General features: G+C 65.2%; 14 protein-coding genes. 8 read left to right on the top strand and 6 right to left on the bottom strand.

Going from position 1 to position 16,860, the window contains the following annotated elements; genetic code table 11:
- Nucleotide 1: 1 nt before the first annotated feature.
- The 5 genes from cfaB to hflK (AC6I6U_RS03700) form a co-directional block, all read right to left on the bottom strand.
- Nucleotides 2-1,186, bottom strand: coding sequence for a C17 cyclopropane fatty acid synthase CfaB (cfaB, locus tag AC6I6U_RS03720; protein WP_497880712.1), 1,185 nt, complete (start codon nt 1,184-1,186; stop codon nt 2-4).
- Nucleotides 1,187-1,305: 119 nt separating this feature from the next.
- On the bottom strand, nt 1,306-3,216 hold the full coding sequence (locus AC6I6U_RS03715) for a cation-translocating P-type ATPase (protein WP_497880711.1): 1,911 nt from the start codon (nt 3,214-3,216) through the stop codon (nt 1,306-1,308).
- Complete coding sequence (hflK, locus tag AC6I6U_RS03710) at nt 3,213-4,271, bottom strand: protease modulator HflK (RefSeq protein ID WP_497880710.1); 1,059 nt, start codon at nt 4,269-4,271, stop codon at nt 3,213-3,215. Before hflK (AC6I6U_RS03710) ends, AC6I6U_RS03715 begins: the two co-directional genes overlap by 4 nt.
- The gene (gene hflC / locus AC6I6U_RS03705; protein ID WP_497880709.1) at nt 4,268-5,329 is read right to left on the bottom strand and encodes a protease modulator HflC; all 1,062 of its coding nucleotides are present in this window, start codon (nt 5,327-5,329) and stop codon (nt 4,268-4,270) included. The genes hflK (AC6I6U_RS03710) and hflC overlap by 4 nt, the downstream gene beginning before the upstream one ends.
- On the bottom strand, nt 5,326-7,287 hold the full coding sequence (hflK, locus tag AC6I6U_RS03700; protein ID WP_497880708.1) for a protease modulator HflK: 1,962 nt from the start codon (nt 7,285-7,287) through the stop codon (nt 5,326-5,328). The genes hflC and hflK (AC6I6U_RS03700) overlap by 4 nt, the downstream gene beginning before the upstream one ends.
- Nucleotides 7,288-7,941: 654 nt before the next feature.
- Here hflK (AC6I6U_RS03700) and AC6I6U_RS03695 point away from each other — a divergent pair.
- The 8 genes from AC6I6U_RS03695 (at nt 7,942) to lpdA (ending at nt 16,253) form a co-directional block, all read left to right on the top strand.
- Complete coding sequence (locus tag AC6I6U_RS03695) at nt 7,942-8,280, top strand: hypothetical protein (RefSeq protein WP_497880707.1); 339 nt, start codon at nt 7,942-7,944, stop codon at nt 8,278-8,280.
- A gap of 237 nt (nt 8,281-8,517) precedes the next feature.
- Complete coding sequence (locus AC6I6U_RS03690; RefSeq protein ID WP_497880706.1) at nt 8,518-9,132, top strand: CDP-alcohol phosphatidyltransferase family protein; 615 nt, start codon at nt 8,518-8,520, stop codon at nt 9,130-9,132.
- A gap of 178 nt (nt 9,133-9,310) precedes the next feature.
- Entirely contained in the window at nt 9,311-11,068 is a 1,758-nt protein-coding gene (locus tag AC6I6U_RS03685; RefSeq protein ID WP_497880705.1) for a bifunctional alpha/beta hydrolase/class I SAM-dependent methyltransferase, read from the top strand.
- Nucleotides 11,065-12,426, top strand: coding sequence for a phosphatase PAP2/dual specificity phosphatase family protein (locus AC6I6U_RS03680; protein ID WP_497880704.1), 1,362 nt, complete (start codon nt 11,065-11,067; stop codon nt 12,424-12,426). Before AC6I6U_RS03685 ends, AC6I6U_RS03680 begins: the two co-directional genes overlap by 4 nt.
- Complete coding sequence (locus AC6I6U_RS03675) at nt 12,416-12,871, top strand: hypothetical protein (RefSeq protein ID WP_497880703.1); 456 nt, start codon at nt 12,416-12,418, stop codon at nt 12,869-12,871. The genes AC6I6U_RS03680 and AC6I6U_RS03675 overlap by 11 nt, the downstream gene beginning before the upstream one ends.
- Before the next feature lie 9 nt (nt 12,872-12,880).
- Nucleotides 12,881-13,501 carry a lysophospholipid acyltransferase family protein gene (locus AC6I6U_RS03670; RefSeq protein WP_497880702.1) on the top strand — a complete coding sequence of 207 codons (621 nt, stop codon included), beginning with the start codon at nt 12,881-12,883 and terminating at the stop codon, nt 13,499-13,501.
- A 1-nt stretch (nt 13,502) separates the two neighbouring features.
- Nucleotides 13,503-14,435, top strand: coding sequence for a phosphatidate cytidylyltransferase (locus tag AC6I6U_RS03665; protein ID WP_497880701.1), 933 nt, complete (start codon nt 13,503-13,505; stop codon nt 14,433-14,435).
- A gap of 417 nt (nt 14,436-14,852) precedes the next feature.
- On the top strand, nt 14,853-16,253 hold the full coding sequence (gene lpdA / locus AC6I6U_RS03660; protein ID WP_497880700.1) for a dihydrolipoyl dehydrogenase: 1,401 nt from the start codon (nt 14,853-14,855) through the stop codon (nt 16,251-16,253).
- Here lpdA and AC6I6U_RS03655 read toward each other — a convergent pair.
- Nucleotides 16,250-16,732: an Lrp/AsnC family transcriptional regulator gene (locus AC6I6U_RS03655; RefSeq protein ID WP_497882974.1), complete on the bottom strand. Its 483-nt coding sequence runs from the start codon at nt 16,730-16,732 to the stop codon at nt 16,250-16,252. The genes lpdA and AC6I6U_RS03655 overlap by 4 nt on opposite strands.
- Between the last annotated feature and the right edge of the window lie 128 nt (nt 16,733-16,860).

Below are 16,860 nucleotides of genomic sequence, written 5' to 3'. Positions count from 1 at the left end.
GTCAGCGATAGAGGTCGGCGCGGGTCCAGGGCAGGTCATGACTGCCATTGGCGAAAGGCTTCACCGCCAGGATCTGGTGCAGGTTGATCCAGCCCTTCTCGAAGGCATAGGCACAGCCGGCCAGGTACAGCCGCCAGATCCGCAGGGCCTTTTCCGGTACCAGCCGGGAAGCGGCGGCGAGGTTGTTCTCCAGGCGCTCGCTCCAGTGGTTCAGGGTCTTGGCGTAGTGCAGGCGCAGGCTCTCGACATCGACCACCTCCAGCCCGGCCTCGCTGACCGCCGCCGAAATCATCGACAAGTGCGGCAGCTCGCCGTTGGGAAAGACGTAGCGGTCGATGAAATCCCCGGCACCGCGTCCGACCGGCCGGCCATCGGTGTGCCTGGCGGTAATCCCGTGGTTCATCACCAGCCCGCCCTCGCGTACCGCGCCGAACAGGATATGGCTGTACTGCTGCAGGTTGGCATGGCCGACGTGTTCGAGCATGCCGACGCTGACCACCTTGTCGAACCGGCCATCCTGCGGCAGGTCGCGATAATCGAGCAGTTGCAGGTCGACCTGGTCCTGCAGGCCCTCGGCCGCCACGCGCTCGCGCGCCAGGGTCAGCTGTTGCTGGCTGAGAGTGATGCCGAACACCCGGGCCCCGAACTCCCGAGCGGCGAAACGCGCCAGGCCACCCCAGCCGCAGCCGACATCGAGCAGGTATTCGCCCGGCTGCAGGCGCAGCTTGCGGCACAGGTGGCGGAGCTTGGCCTGCTGGGCCGCCTCGAGGCCGGTGTCCTCGGTTTCGAAATAGGCGCAGGAATAGACCATGTCGGGGTCCAGCCAGAGCTGGTAGAACGCGTTGGACAGGTCGTAATGATAGGAAATCGACGCGGCGTCGGTGGCCTTGTCGTGGGCCTGGCGCGCGGGAAGACTGTCTCCTTCGTCCTCCAGCAGAGCCTGGCTCAACTCGTCGCAGATCCGCACCACTTCGCTGACCGAGCCTTCGAGTTCCAGCTGGCCCTCGACGAACGCACTGGCCAGCAGCCCCAGGCTCGGCTGGCTGAATTGCGCAACCAGTTGCGGGTCCTTCATGGTGATGGTGATCCTGGGTTGCGGCCCGAGATCGAACTGATGCCCGTCCCAGAGCTTCAGACGCAGCGGTAGCCGCAGATTCTGCAAGGCCGGTGGAAGTTGCGCGAGCATGAGTAGTCCCCCCCTTGGTTTCAGGCGTCTGAATTAAAGGGTAGCGCATTACCGGAAACTGGCAGGCTATCGGCAGGATAGACCCGATTCATGATGTTCACCTGCCGTCACCCCAATCTTCACTCCGGCAATTTGAGCAACGGCTCCTGAAACCGCAGCAGCCGCCCGGCATTGCCCAGGACCAGCAATGTGCTGAGGTTGTGCAGCAGCGCCGCAATCATCGCCCCGGCCACACCCAGCCAACCGAAGGCTGCGGCAGCGACGATCGCCAGGGTCCAGCCCAGGCCGATCACCACGTTGACCTGCAAGGTCCGCCGGCACTGGCGGCTCAGGCGCACACAGGTGCCCAGGCGGCGCAGGTCGCTGCCGATCAGCACCACATCCGCCGACGCCAGGGCGATGTCCGCCCCACCTGCGCCCATCGCCACCCCGACCACCCCGGCCTTGAGCGCCAGCGAATCGTTGATGCCGTCGCCCACCACCATCGGCCGGAAGCCGCTGTCGATCTCGTCGAGCACCCGCTTGAGCTTGTCCTCGGGCAGTGCCTGGGCCACCACATCGCTGAGGCCAACGTCCCGCGCCAGGCTGTCGGCCACACTCTGGCGGTCACCAGTGAGCAGCAATTGCCGCCCCAGGCCCAGCTCGCGCAGCTCGCCCAGCGCCTGCCGGGCCTCGGGCTTGGTGCTGTCGGCGAGCAACAGCCAGCCGAGAAACTCGCCGTCGAGGGCCAGGCCGGCAATCGGCCCGTCGTGCTCGGGTACCGGCGTGGTGGCGATTGCCAAATGGTTGAACAACTCCGGCCGCCCCAGCGCTGCCTGGCCGTGGGCCGTATTGGCGACGACGCCCAGCCCCTGGCGCTCATGCACCTCACTCAGCTCGACATGCTCGGCCGGTTCCACCAGACCAGCCAATGCCCGACTGACCGGGTGGCTGCTCGCCGAACCCAGGCTGGCTGCAAGGCGCCGTAGCGCTTCGCGGTCCTCGACCGCGGTCAGCAGCGATTGCAGGCGCAGGCTGCCGTAGGTCAGGGTGCCGGTCTTGTCCACCACCACCGAGGTCAGGTCGGCCAGCTCTTCGAGAAACGCCGAGCTGCGGATCAGGATGCCGTGCCGCGCCGCCACGGCGATCCCGGCAATCGCCGTGGCCGGGGCCGACAGCACCAACGCACAGGGACAGGCCGCCACCAGCACGGCCAGCATCGCCTGGGCGTCGTTGGTGATGAACCAGGTGACCGCAGCGATCATCAGCACCAGCACCATGTAGCTGCCGGCATAACGCTCCAGCAGGCGGGTGATCGGCGGCTTGGCCCGTTCAGCGCTCTGCATCAGCGCGATGACCTTGCCCAGGGTCGACTCGTGGCCAGTGCGGGTCACTTCGATGCGCAGCAGCCCATCGAGGTTGATCGCCCCGCCGAACACCTGCACGCCGACACTCGCTTCCAGCGGTACCGACTCGCCGGTGATCGGCGCGGTATCGAGGCTCGCCTGGCCGGAGAGCACCACGCCATCGGCCGGCACCCGGTCACCGGCACGCACCTCCACCTGGTCGCCGGCCCTGAGCGTGGCGTTATCCACTTCAAGCACGCTGCCATCGGCCTGTACTCGCCGCGCCTGGCTACGGGTCAGCCGGCCGAGGGCGTCAATGGCTTCCTGGGAGCCGATGACGCTGCGCTCTTCGAGCACGTGGCCGAAAATCATGATGATCGGCAGCAAGGCGGCGGTCAGCAGATCGCCGGTGGCCCAGGCGCCGAGCATCGCCAGGGCGATCAACTGGTCGGTGATGCCATGCAGGCTCGGATAGCGCAGGCTGTACCAGGCCGAGCGCATCACCGGCACCGCTACCAGCACCGACGCGAAGCCGAGCAGCAACTGGCTGACCCCGACCTGCCCCGGCGCCAGCCAGCGCCACGCCAGGCCCAACCCGAGCAGGCCAAGGGCGAGCATCGCCAGCAGCAGTTGCCGGGCCGCGCTGCGCTGTTCGGCACTGCTCAACAGGCTGGCCGGCGGGTTGGCCGTGGTAGACGCACTCATTGTTCAGCTCCCTGGATGATCAGGCGGGAATCGTCCCGGGGGTCGACCGTGGTCACCGACCCGGCCTGTTGCAGAATCTTTGGCATGCGCTCGCGGTAGAGACGCAACAACAGGCCCGGATCGCTGCCGTCCTGTTGCGCCTTCGCCAGGCTTGTCACCGTCGCCGTATCGGCCTGGGCCTTGGCCAGGCGTTCGCTGGCCTGGGCCTTGGCGACCTGCACCAGGCGGTCGGCCTCCTGGGTCGCCGACTGGCCGAGCTTGGCCGCTTCGTTACGGGCGTTGGCCACCGCCTTGTCGGCCTGCTGGCTGGCGGTCAGCACCGCATTGAAGGCATTCACCGCCGGGCCCGGCAAGCTCGACTGGACGTCGACCCGCGCCACCTCGACACCAATCCCCTGCCCGCTCGCCGCCAGTTCGGCCAGGCGCCGATTGACGCCTTGCAGCAGGTCGCCACGCAAACGCTCACGGCGCTCGGCGGCCTGGCTGTCGCTGCCGATCAGTTCCGGGCGCGCCACCAGGATGGTGTCCAGGTCCCGCGCCGCAGTCAGGGCCACCGCGCTACGGCTGACGATCCGGTCGAGGGCCGGCAGCACATGCTCGGCCTGGAGCACGAAGGCGTAGGGATCGGTGACCTTGTAGAACACCCGCACATCCAGCTGCACCACGCCGGCGTCACCGGTCAGCAGGTAGCCGGAGCCGGCCAGCGCGTCGTTGACCGGCGTCGCCAGGGTCGCCTGGCGGTCGGCCTGCAATGCCGCATCGGAACGCAGCAGCCCCTCGACGCGCCGCTCGATCACCCGGTCCGCCGCCGGCAGGATCACCACCTGCTCGAACGGTCGCGGCCAGGCCAGCAGCAGCCCGGCGTTCTGGATGCGCTCCAGCTTCCCGAGGCGCAGGACCACCGCACGTTCCTGGGGATCGATCTGCCGCACGTTGGAGAAGGCCCAGGCCAGCGCCGCCAGTACGGTCACCGCGTACAGGCCGAGAAACGCCAGGCGCCCGGCCTGGATCCACGGACTGTCCAGGCCTCTTGGTTGTTCCGGGTGCCCGCTCATGGCTGCGACCCGGCCTTGCCATCCTGCTTGTCGACCGCACCGGAAGGCCCATCGACCAGCACCCGGAACGGCGCCGCGTCGGTCCGCAGGATCAGCCTGGTGCCCGGTGTGACGATGGTGCCCAGCGTGTCGAGCGAGCGCAGCAGGTTATACAACTGCGGCGAACCGGCGTAGGCGCGGCCATAGATCTGTGCGGCCTCGACCCGCGACTGCGCCTCGATGTCGGCGGCCTTGACCGTCGCATCGGCCTGCAGGATGCGTGCATCGCGCTCGGCGGCGGAACGGATCTGCGCGGCCTCGCGCTTGCCGATCGCCGTGCGTTCGGTGGCGATGGTTTCCCGTTCGGCACGCATGCGGTCGACGGTGGCCGAAAGCGTGACCGACGGCAACGTCAGGCGCTCGACGCCGACCTGCAGGACCCGCACGCCATAGGTGGAGAGCAGTTGCTGGTCGATCTGCTGGCGCAACTGCGCCTCGAAATCGGCGATGCGCACCTGGCTGGCGTCGGTGTTGACCAGACTCGACAGATCGAAGCTGGCGGCGGTGGTTTCCAACGCCGAACCGACGAAGGTGCGGATCTGCCGCGCGGCCTCGTCCGGCTGGTTCTGCACCGCGCGCATGAAACGCTCGACGTTCTGCGGGTCGCCCTGGACCTGCCAGGCTACATAGGCCTGGATGATGATGCGCAGGCCATCGCGGGTACCGACATCCTGCAGGCCACTGGAGGTGGTCCGCAGGCGCAGGTCGACCGGAATCGCCGCCTCGAACGGTGCCGGCCAGCGCCAGCCGAGGCCCGGCTCGAGCAGCACCCGCGACGGGTTGCCGAAGCGGGTGATCACCGTGGCCTCGCCGGAGCGCACCTGTACCAGGCTCGCCGCCGCGACCGCGAACAGGACCAGCAGCAGCGCCCAGCCCATGCGCCGCCACGGGAAAGGCCCGCCGCTGCCAACCTCACCGTGGTGGTGGTGGTGCCCATGATGATGGTGATGCCCGTGATGATGACCGGCATGATCGTGGCCGCCGTGATCGTGCGCTTCGTGGGAATGAGACAGGCTCAAGGGGTGACTCCTTGCTGAACGGCTTTACGTGCAGGCATGGGATCGGCCGGCAGCGTGAATGAACGCAGATCGATGGTAGGGGCGCTATTGGCGCCCAGGCGATGGTCGAGCACCAGCAGCTTGGCCTTGCCCAGCCCCTGGCTCAGTTGCGCCAGGTACTGCTCCAGCACGAAGGCCCGGCCGGCCTGGGCATAGGCCTTTCGCTCGGCGCTGAAACGCAGGTCCGCTGCGCGGGCGCCGGCCTGTACCTCATGGGCGCTGGCCCGGGCCTGGTCCTGGACGATGCTGGCCTGCAGTTGGGCCTGGTTGGCCTGTTCGCTGGCGGCGCCACGTTCGCGGGAAATCAGTGCCTGGGCGCTGATCTGCGCCGCCTGTACCGCGTGATAGGCATTCGCCGCGCCCGCTGGCGGGTGGATCGCCTCGACCACCGTCGCGAGGATCTCCACGCCGCTGTCCAGGCGTTGCAGGTCGGCCTGCACCGCGCGGCCGATATCGTCGGCCAGCGCTGTGCGCTGCTCGCCCAGCAGGCCATCGAGGGTCCGCGAGGCGAAGTCATGCACCAGCACCCGGCTGGCGGTGCTGCGGATCAGCGTCGGCACGTCGGCGCTGTTATAGGTGGCGGCCAGTGCGGCCTGGTCGCTGAGGCCGATGCGATAGACGAAACGCACGTCCATGTTGACCACCTGGAAACCCTGGCGGTCGCCGTTGCGGCTGGCGATCACCTGGGATTTCTCGTTCACGTGGCTGGCGTCCCACAGGCGGTTGGCACTGGTCGGCGCCTCCCCTTCGGCAGGATCGAGCTGGGCGGTAGCGGCGGCATCGACGCTGGTGGCCAACTCGTGGACCACGCCGTTTTCCACCGCCAGCACCCGCCCCAGCGGCCATGGCAGGCCGACATGCAGTCCGGGGCCGAAGACCGCCACCGGCTTGCCGAAACGTTCGTAGATGCCACGCCCCTGCAGTGGTACTTCGCTGACTCCGCTCAACAGCCAGCCCACCGCCAGCACCACCAGCAGCACCGGAGCGAATGCCCGGCGCATGTAGCTGAAGGCCCAGATCTGGCGCAGGTCGATGCCGAAGCGGTGATGCAATTCATCCTGCAAGGCCAGCAACGGCCGAGGCGGCCAGCGCAGCAGCCCGGCAACGAAACTGGTGGCCACCAGCCGGGGCTCCAGGCTGTCGCGTCGCGGGCTGAACAACGACAGCAGCGCCCGCAGCAAAAGCTCCGCCGCCACCAGCGCCGGCAACAGTCCGACCAGCGCCAGCAGGCGTGCCGGCCAGAGATTTTGCGGCCCGCTGAACAGCAGGCACAGGGCACTGACCGCCAGCACGCCGATCGCTACCCGCGCCAGATGCGCCAGGGCCCCGGCTTCCGGCCATTCGGCGGCATGGGCCTGGGCAAACTGGCGCTCCACTACCAGCAAGGCAAACGCCAGCAACAGGCCCAGGGTCGCCGCCACGGAACCGCTCAGGCCCAGATTCGCGCCGGTCAGCGTGAGGTTCCAGGTCTGCTCGATACTCACCAGTACCAGCACGCTCCAGCCGGCCAACCACAGGGTCGATGGGCCGATCTGCGCCAATGTGTAACGCCACAGGTGATCCAGGCGAGCGAGCAGGCGCTCGTAGGCACCCTGCGGTTCAGACGGTGCCGCCATGGACGACTCGCCTGGCTCGACTCGCCCTGGCCCCCTCGCCCACTCGCGCCAACGCGCCACGCCAGCCGCCGACTGCAACGCCGCGACCAGCACCAGCAAGGCCGCGGCGTTGTTGTTCAGTAGGGGCGGCCAGATCGACGCCGGCGCAAACAGCCCGACAAAGAAACCCAGCACCAGTCCGCTGAGTGCCAGCACCGCCAGGCCAATGCCGAGGCGGCGCAGTTGGCGGGCCTGCAAACCCGCCCGTTGGAAGCGCGGCAGGCTGTCGAGGTCGGCCTCCGGTGCTTCAAGATCCACTCGCATGTCCACTCCAGACCCGGTGCCGGCACCGAGGCCATTCATCATAAAAAACGCTGGCACCCTGCAAAACCCCACTGCCACAGGGCCGCCGGGCACAATTGAAACATTTAGTTACCTTATAACAGAAAGGGTGAATATTTCGTCTGCAGGCCGGTTTTTTGTTCGCCCCGTACCGACGCCGGTCTCACGGCAGGTCTCCCCGGATGGAAGCCTGGAGAACAGAGTAAAAGAATGGATGAAGCAGGACTTCGAGAATATTAAAACTCCGAGATATTACTTACATTGACTATATATATGTCCTACAGATAAAACCGATCATGTAAATTAGAAGCGGCGGCAATGTAACAAAATCCAACAAGAGAGTGACTTGATTGGCGAATGCCCAGTGACTAACATCCGGATACCCGGCAACGTTTGTCCTTACTTTCATTCGTTGCTCAACTAAAACCAGAACCTCGGGAAACTCCGGAGATAAAGCAGAAATAACCACAGAAGTTAATTCATTGGATGTTCATAGTCGGCAATGTCGAGATAATTCGATGGACTGCAATATTTTATAATTATATGCCAAACGGCAAACACACTTGACACCCATTGTGCGTGCTGGTGACCCATAATATCGCCAACACTCAGCGCGCACCCAGCAACGGAGCTGCCATGAGTCGTGACCTGAACCAGTATTGTTTCTTCCAGCCACCTTCCGGATCTTTCGGCAACACCAGCGGGATCAGTTGCCTGACCATCAATCAACCCGGCTCACGCCTGGCATTGAACAACCTGCTGGATGTGATCAGCCATGAAATACGCCAGGAAGACAATGAGAAAGTCCATCGATTGACCTTCAAGAGCGGCCAGACGCTGTGCATAAAAGTCGACGCCAACCTGATTACGGTTCGTGGCTCGCGTATCAGTTTCCACAGCGATGCACGTTATCCACAGGTCACTTACCTGGAAGATCCAGCCCTGAGCAATACTAGCAATAAGCTATCAGTCTAACCCCTGCCCCCCTGAATCCCGGCGCCCGTAGCCTGGATTCAGGGCATATCCCATGTTTCGTACAGGGCTCCTTCCAAGTTTATTTCTTGAATGTGCATGGCCGCACGGATTTTTAACCGGAAGCTAATGTCAGCCTCTGTTATTTATGGCAATAATTCGTTCACTTTACCGATAAACGGCTACCCCTGATTCCGAACCTCCTGGACCCAGCCCTTTCAGACAAGGACCGTCGCTTCCATGCCTTCGATCTACCAGCTCAAACCGCGCTTCCAGAACCTGTTGCGACCGGTGGTCCAGCGCCTGTTCGACAATGGCACCACGGCCAACCAGGTCACCCTCAGCGCCGCCTTGATTTCCCTGCTGGTCGGCGCACTCGTCGCGACCTTCGCCCATCACGCCTGGGTCTTCGTACTCATCCCGCTGTGGATGATCCTGCGCATGGCGCTGAACGCCATCGACGGCATGCTGGCCCGGGAGTTCGGCCAGCAGTCGAAACTCGGTGCCTACCTGAACGAGCTGTGCGACATCATCGCCGACAGCGCGTTGATCCTGCCTTTCGCCCTGCTGCCCGGCGTCAGCCTGCCGGCGGTGCTGCTGGTGACGCTGTTCGCGCTGTTCAGCGAATACGCCGGGGTGATGGGGCCGCTGGCCGGTGCCTCACGCCGCTACGACGGCCCGATGGGCAAGAGTGACCGGGCCTTTGTCCTCGGCGTGATCGCCACCGGCGTCGCTCTGGGCCTGCTCAACGCCCTGTGGATAAATGGCCTGTTCCTGCTGATGGCGGCATTGCTGGTGGTCACGCTGATCAACCGCGTACGCCAAGGCCTGAAAGAGGCCGGCCAAGAACGCTGATAGCAGGAACGAGTGGTTTCTTCTGTGGGAGCGGGCTCGCCCGCGAAAAAGGCCTTGAGGCCGCTGGAAGCTTCGCGGGCAAGCCTGCTCCCACAAAAATATTTCATCCTCGGCAGTATCAAAAAAGCAGCCCCTACGGGCTCTCCAACGATCTGCGACACGGCACAAGGACATTGCGATGCGCGAAGAGCAAACCCAGACCTTCACTACCCACGATGACGTCGAGCTGTTCTATCGCCACTGGCCAGCCAGTGCGCCGGTCACCGGCGAACCGCGCAAGGCCATCCTGCTGTTCCACCGCGGCCATGAGCACTCCGGGCGCATCGCCCACCTGGTGGACGAACTGGACCTGCCTGGATTCGACTTCTTCGCCTGGGACGCCCGTGGCCACGGCCAGTCACCCGGCGAGCGCGGCGACAGCCCGAGCTTCGCCACCAGCGTGCGCGACGTGCAGACCTTCTGCGATCACCTGGGTGCAACCCACGGTATCGCCGAGGAAAACATCGCCGTGGTCGCCCAGAGCGTCGGCGCGGTGATCGTCGCCACCTGGGTGCACGATTACGCGCCGAAGATCCGCGCCCTGGTACTCGCCTCGCCGGCCTTCAAGGTCAAGCTCTACGTGCCGTTCGCCCGTCCGGGCCTGGCGCTGATGCGGCGCTTTCGCGGCAACTTCTTCGTCAACAGCTACGTCAAGGCCAAGTTCCTCAGCCACGACCCGCAACGCATCGCGTCCTACGACAGCGACCCGCTGATCACCCGGGCGATCTCGGTGAACGTGCTGCTTGGCCTGTACGAGGCCGCCGAACGGGTGGTCGCCGACGCCAATGCGATCCAGGTGCCGACCCAGTTGCTGATTTCCGGCGCCGACTTCGTGGTCCATCGCAAACCCCAGGAGCAGTTCTTCCAGCGCCTGGGCAGCCTGCAAAAGGAACTGCACGTACTGCCGGGTTTCTTCCACGACACCCTCGGCGAGCGCGACCGGCACCTGGCGGTCAGCCGCGCCAGGCGCTTCATCGAACAGGGCTTCCTGAGCCCGGTGAACCGCCCGAGCCTGTTGGACGCCGATCGCATCGGCGAAACCTGTGCCGAGTCCGAAGCGCTGGCCGCGCCGCTGCCGCGCAACTCGCCACGCGACCTGTACTGGCGCCTGACTCGCGCCGGCATGGCCGTGGGCGGCAAGCTGTCGGCCGGGGTCAAGCTCGGATTCGACACCGGTTTCGACTCCGGCAGCACCCTGGACTACGTCTATCGCAACCAGCCCACCGGGCACACCGCGCTGGGTCGGATGATCGACCAGAACTACCTGAACTCCATCGGCTGGCGCGGCATCCGCCAACGCAAGCTGCATGTCGAGGAACTGCTGCGCCAGGCCATGGCCCAGTTGCGCGAGCAAGGTCGCGAAGTGCGCATCGTCGACATCGCTGCCGGCCACGGGCGCTATATCCTCGAAGCCCTGCAAGGGGTTACGCCGCTGCCGGAGTCGATCCTGCTGCGCGACTACAGCGACATCAACGTCCGTGACGGCAGTGCGCTGATCGCCGAGAAAGGCCTGGGCGAGATCGCACGCTTCGTCAAGGGCGATGCCTTCGACCGCGCCGACCTCGCCGCACTGGACCCCAAGCCCAGTCTGGCCGTGGTCTCTGGGCTGTATGAACTGTTCGCCGACAACGGCATGGTCGGCAACTCCTTGGCCGGCCTGGCCGAAGCCTGTGAACCCGGCGCCTACCTGGTCTACACCGGGCAACCCTGGCACCCGCAGCTGGAACTGATCGCCCGCGCCCTGACCAGCCATCGCCAGGGCCAAGCCTGGGTAATGCGTCGACGCAGCCAGGCGGAAATGGACCAGTTGGTGGAAGCCGCCGGGTTCCGCAAGATCACCCAGCGGGTCGATGAATGGGGGATCTTCAGCGTCTCCCTGGCACAACGGGTGCAATGATGGACGCCACCGCGCGCGAAGCCGGCCTGTTCAAGCGTGCCGTGCTCTGGCTGCTTCTGCTGGCGCCACTGTTCTTTGGCAGCTACGGCTTCGCCACCTGGTACACGAGCCAACTCAGTGATGTCGGCAACTTCGTGTTCGACTGGGAAAGCCGAATACCGTTCTGGGCCTGGACCATCGTGCCCTACTGGTCCATCGACCTGCTGTACGGCCTGTCGCTGCTGCTGCCGCGCAGCAAGCGCGAGCTGGACCGGCACGCCCTGCGCCTGCTGACGGCCCAAGTCATCGCGGTGTCGTGCTTTCTGCTCTGGCCCCTGACCTTCACCTTCGCCCGGCCACCCCTGGACGGCGTGTTCGGTTGGCTGTTCGCGGTGCTGGCCGGCTTCGACAAGCCATTCAACCAGGCGCCATCGCTGCACATCGCGCTGCTGGTGATTCTCTGGGTCATGTACCGCCGGCACTTCAGCGGCGCCGGGCGCTGGCTGGTACATGGCTGGTTCGCGCTGATCGGCCTCTCGGTGCTGACCACTTATCAACACCACTTCATCGACGTGCCCACCGGCGCGCTCGCCGGCTGGCTGTGCGTCTGGCTGTGGCCGGACGACCGTTCCAGCCCGCTATCGGTAGCTCGCCTGGCCCGCGATGGCCAGCGCCTGCGCCTGGCGGCTCGCTACGGACTGGGCGCCGCCTTGCTGGCCGGCATCGCCAGCTATTTCGCAGGTACCGCACTGTGGCTGTTGTGGCCGGCGCTGGCCCTGGCGCTGGTGGCCCTCAACTACGCGCTGTTCGGCGCACAGGGCTTCCAGAAACGCGCCGACGGCAGCCTGAGCCCCGCCGCACGCTGGCTGTTCGCACCCTATCGGTTGGGGGCGTGGATCAACTCACGGCTGTGGACAAGATCTCATCCACAGCCCGATCCGGTTGTGGATAACCTCTGGCTCGGGCGCCTGCCCAGCCGCGCCGAGCTGCAAGCCAGCCCGTTCAAGGCCATCGTTGATCTCTGCAGCGAACTGCCGCTCGCGCCGCAAGGACGGGCTTATCGCAGTATTCCAGTGCTGGATCTGGTCGCGCCGTCCGCCGAGCAGTGCCGGGAAGCGGCACAGAGCATTGAAAACCTGCGCCAGCACGGGCCGCTGCTGGTCTGCTGCGCCCTGGGTTATTCGCGCAGTGCCACGGCGCTCGCCGCCTGGTTGCTGCACAGCGGCCGCGTCAAGGAAATCGACGAAGCCCTGGCACTGATCCGCGCGGCGCGGCCTGGCGTAGTCCTGCAACCGGCGCATCGCCAGGCATTGGAGGCGATGATTCACTTGCCACCCGGTTCGATCCCAACCCAATTGAGGATCGCCGATGCCCGCTGATATCCCCCTGCAGGTGGTCGCCAGCCTGTTGCGTCGTGGCCGCTCGCTGGATCAGTTATCCACAGGGCTGACCGTGCTCGGCGTCTTGCTGGGCCTCGCCCCCCTGCTGATCGGCACGCTCAGCCCCTGGTGCCTGGGGCTCGGCCTGTGGCTGGCGCTGGCGGGCCTGCTGCAGAAATACTGGGCCTTCCGGGTGGCATTCGACGCCGACCTGTTCCAACTGATGGCCAGCGATCCCAGTGCACTGGGCGACCGTACCGAAGCGCTCGATACAGCATTGCAGGACCTTGGCCTGCAACCGCGGCAGGCCCTCAACCGTCCCTGGAGCGAGCGTAGCCGAGGCGCGCTACGCCTGCTCAAGCGCCAGGCCCTGTGGCTGGCGCTACAGTTTTTCCCGCCCTTGATCGTCATCCTGGCCAGCCCCTGGCTGCCCTTCGCCGGATAAGGAATCATCATGCTCGAACCTGTGGTAGCCACCCTCATCACTTCCGCCGCACGCCTGGTCACCGGCGCGCGCAGCCTGTGGATAGGTTGCGCGCCCGCCCCCGCGCAGCGCATCTATTTCGCCAACCACAGCAGCCACGGTGACTTCGTGCTGCTCTGGGCCTCGTTGCCACCGGCGCTGCGGGCCCTCACACGGCCGGTCGCCGGTGCCGACTACTGGAACAAAAGCGCGCTGCGCCGCTACATCATTCGCCGAGTGTTCAATGGCGTGCTGATCGATCGCGAGCGCAAGGAGCCTGGGGATAACCCTCTGCAACCGATGCTCGATGCGCTGGAACAGGGTCATTCGCTGATCATCTTCCCGGAAGGTACCCGTAACCAGGACGAAGGACTGCTGCCCTTCAAGAGCGGGATTTTCCACCTGGCACGGGCTTATCCACAGGCGCAACTGATCCCGGTGTGGATCGCCAACCTCAACCGGGTCATGCCCAAGGGCCGGGTGCTGCCCCTGCCGCTGCTGTGTACCACCGCCTTCGGTGCACCGCTGCAACTCGAAGAAGACGAAAGCAAAGAATATTTCCTGCAACGCAGCCGTGATGCGCTGCTGGCCCTGGCACCGGAGCAACACTGAGATGGATAGGCAGACCCTGATGTTGTTCGCCGGGATCGGCATGATCCTGGTCCTCGCTTCGCTGATCGGCTTCATTCTGAAACGCCGCGCCGGCGATGCACCGAACGCGGTGATCGACAACCTCAACGCCCGGATCAATGCCTGGTGGGTGATGGTGGTGGTGATTGGCCTCGCCTTCTGGCTCGGCACCGGTGCGGTGATCCTGCTGTTCTACGCGGTGTCGTTCTACGCGCTGCGCGAATTCCTGACCCTGACACCGACCCGGCGCAGCGACTACCCGGCGCTGGTGGCGGCGTTCTATCTGGCGCTGCCGTTGCAGTACCTGCTGATCTATTCCGACTGGTACGGGCTGTTTTCCATCTTCATCCCGGTGTACGTGTTCCTGCTGCTGCCGATCCTCGCTTCCCTGGGCGGCGACAGCACGCACTTCCTGGAGCGGGCCTCGAAGGTCCAGTGGGGCCTGATGATCGCGGTGTTCTGCGTGTCGTTCGTACCGGCCCTGCTGACCCTCGACATTGCCGGCTACGAAGGCCGCAACCTGTTGCTGATCGCCTACCTGGTGATCGTGGTGCAACTGTCGGATGTACTCCAGTACGTCTGCGGCAAGCTGTTCGGTAAACGCAAGATCGCGCCTAACCTGTCGCCGTCGAAGACGGTCGAAGGCTTCGTCGGCGGCATCGCCCTGGCCTCGCTGATCGGTGGCGCGCTGTTCTGGATCACCCCGTTCAAACCCTGGCAGGCCTTGCTGATCGCGCTGCTGATCAACCTGCTGGGTTTCGCCGGGGGCATCGTCATGTCGGCGATCAAGCGCGACCGGGGGGTCAAGGACTGGGGCCACATGATCGAAGGCCACGGCGGCATGCTCGACCGCCTGGACTCGGTGTGCTTCGCCGCGCCGATCTTCTTCCACCTGGTGCGCTACTGGTGGACCTGACAACTACTCCCGCCTGATCGACTGCATCGGCCAGACGCTGTGGCGCGGGTCGTGACGCCAAGCGGTGAAGCAACGGGCTCACCGCTGTCCTTGTGGTGAGCGGGCTTGTCGGGACGCCGCACCGCCGCGTTGGGGCGCGCAGCGGCCCTGAAACCGCCTCCCCAGCCTGGCAGGATGAATCGAGGTGTCTGGTCTGCGGCTGCCTCGCAGCCGAGCGCGGGCAAGCCCGCTCGCCACAAGGACGGCGGTGAGCCCCTTCTGGTTTTTGCCGGACACTAATGACGCTCTGGGAAGGCAGCCCTGACGCTCCGCGCTACCGCAGACAAGACAGGCGCTTGACCAATATCCTGCGATACGCTCATATTATGATCATAATATTTTATTTCCCTTGGCGATCTGCCGGGCAGGAGAACGAGCATGAGCAACTACGACGTGATCATCATCGGCGGCGGACCTGGCGGCTACAACGCGGCGATCCGGGCCGGCCAGTTGGGCCTGAAGGCTGCCTGTATCGAGGGCCGCGAAACCCTCGGCGGCACCTGCCTGAATGTCGGCTGCATGCCCTCCAAGGCTCTGTTGCACGCCTCCGAGTTGTACGAGGCGGCCACCAGCGGTGAGCTGGCCCACCTCGGCATCGAGGTGACGCCCAGTCTCAACCTGGCGCAGATGATGAAGCAGAAGGACGAGAGCGTTGCCGGGCTGACCAAGGGTATCGAGTACCTGTTTCGCAAGAACAAGGTCGAGTGGATCAAGGGCTGGGGCCGCATCACCGGGCCCGGCGAGGTCGAGGTGACCGCTGCCGACGGTCGGAAAAGCCAGCTGCAGACCAGGGACATCGTGATCGCCACCGGCTCCGAGCCCACGCCGTTACCCGGCGTGGAGATCGACAACCAGCGCATCCTCGACTCCACTGGCGCCCTCTCGTTGCCGCAGGTACCCCGCCACCTGGTGGTGATCGGCGCCGGGGTGATCGGCCTGGAACTGGGCTCGGTATGGCGGCGGTTGGGCAGCCAGGTCACGGTGGTCGAATACCTGGATCGCATCTGCCCCGGTACCGACCTCGAGGCCGGCAAGACCCTGCAACGCGCCCTCGGCAAACAGGGTATCGGCTTCAAGCTCGGCACCAAGGTGACCAGCGCCACCACCTCCGCCGCTGGCGTGCAACTCCGGGTCGAACCGGCCGCCGGCGGCGAAGCCGAACTGATCGAAGCCGACTACGTGCTGGTGGCGATCGGGCGCCGTCCCTTCACCCGTGGCCTCGGCCTGGAGAACGTCGGCCTCGCCACCGACCCGCGTGGCCAACTCGCGCACCTGGGCCATCGCACCGAAGTACCGGGCATCTGGGTGATCGGCGATGTCACGTCGGGCCCCATGCTGGCGCACAAGGCCGAGGACGAAGCCATGGCCTGCATCGAACGGATCGCCGGCAAGGCCGCCGAGGTCAACTACACGCTGATTCCCAGCGTGATCTACACCCGTCCGGAACTGGCCAGCGTCGGCAAGACTGAAGAACAGCTGAAGACCGAGGGCCGTGCCTACAAGGTCGGCAAGTTTCCCTTCAGCGCCAACAGCCGGTCGAAGATCAATCACGAAACCGAGGGGTTCGCCAAGGTCCTGGCCGATGCGCAAACCGACGAGATCCTCGGCGTGCACCTGGTCGGCCCGAGCGTCAGCGAGATGATCGGCGAATACTGCGTGGCCATGGAGTTCTCGGCCTCGGCCGAAGACATCGCCCTGACTTGCCATCCGCATCCAACCCGTTCCGAGGCCCTGCGCCAGGCGGCCATGAATGTGGAAGGCCTGGCTACGCAGATCTAGTCCGCTTTTAACGGCAGATGATCGAGTGGCAGCGGTCCGGGCGTCTTAACCGCCTGGATCGCGAAGTTGCTGCGAATGTCCCGTACACCCGGCAGGCGCAGCAGTTCGCCGGTTAGAAAACGCTCATAGGCGCGCAGGTCGGGGACTACCACCTGCAGCAGGAAGTCCGACTCGCCGGACACCAGGAACGCCGAGATCACCTGCGGCAAGGCGGTGACCGCCAGCCGGAACGCCTCGGCGTCGGCTTCATGATGGCGCTCGACCTTGACCCCGACGAACACCGTCAGCCCCAGCCCGACTTCGTCTCGATCGAGGTTCACCTGGTAGCCGCGAATCACCCCGGCCTCTTCGAGCATGCGTACCCGGCGCAGGCAGGGTGAAGCCGACAGGCCGATCTCGTCGGCCAGTTCGACGTTGCTCAGGCGACCATCGCGTTGCAAGGCGGCGAGAATTTTCCGGTCGTAGGCATCGAGTTTCAGTTTTGGCATATCTGGCTACCCATGTCTCATACATTGGCATTTTGTGCCAAGTCTAAGCCCATACGAGGTCGAATACGCAAGCACCTGCCCCACTCTTCCGACATAGACTTTCCCCGTTCCCCCCTCAA

This window comes from Pseudomonas sp. UTLPPB19802, assembly GCF_059730225.1.
Note: the sequence above shows the minus strand (reverse complement) of the source record. Positions and strands in the feature narration are given on the sequence as shown.

Coding starts and splice junctions, on each gene's coding strand:
- cfaB (WP_497880712.1), bottom strand. CDS start 1,186: ATGCTCGCGCAACTTCCACCGGCCTTGCAGAATCTGCGGCTACCGCTG.
- AC6I6U_RS03715 (WP_497880711.1), bottom strand. CDS start 3,216: ATGAGTGCGTCTACCACGGCCAACCCGCCGGCCAGCCTGTTGAGCAGT.
- hflK (WP_497880710.1), bottom strand. CDS start 4,271: ATGAGCGGGCACCCGGAACAACCAAGAGGCCTGGACAGTCCGTGGATC.
- hflK (WP_497880708.1), bottom strand. CDS start 7,287: ATGCGAGTGGATCTTGAAGCACCGGAGGCCGACCTCGACAGCCTGCCG.
- AC6I6U_RS03695 (WP_497880707.1), top strand. CDS start 7,942: ATGAGTCGTGACCTGAACCAGTATTGTTTCTTCCAGCCACCTTCCGGA.
- AC6I6U_RS03690 (WP_497880706.1), top strand. CDS start 8,518: ATGCCTTCGATCTACCAGCTCAAACCGCGCTTCCAGAACCTGTTGCGA.
- AC6I6U_RS03685 (WP_497880705.1), top strand. CDS start 9,311: ATGCGCGAAGAGCAAACCCAGACCTTCACTACCCACGATGACGTCGAG.
- AC6I6U_RS03680 (WP_497880704.1), top strand. CDS start 11,065: ATGATGGACGCCACCGCGCGCGAAGCCGGCCTGTTCAAGCGTGCCGTG.
- AC6I6U_RS03675 (WP_497880703.1), top strand. CDS start 12,416: ATGCCCGCTGATATCCCCCTGCAGGTGGTCGCCAGCCTGTTGCGTCGT.
- AC6I6U_RS03670 (WP_497880702.1), top strand. CDS start 12,881: ATGCTCGAACCTGTGGTAGCCACCCTCATCACTTCCGCCGCACGCCTG.
- AC6I6U_RS03665 (WP_497880701.1), top strand. CDS start 13,503: ATGGATAGGCAGACCCTGATGTTGTTCGCCGGGATCGGCATGATCCTG.
- lpdA (WP_497880700.1), top strand. CDS start 14,853: ATGAGCAACTACGACGTGATCATCATCGGCGGCGGACCTGGCGGCTAC.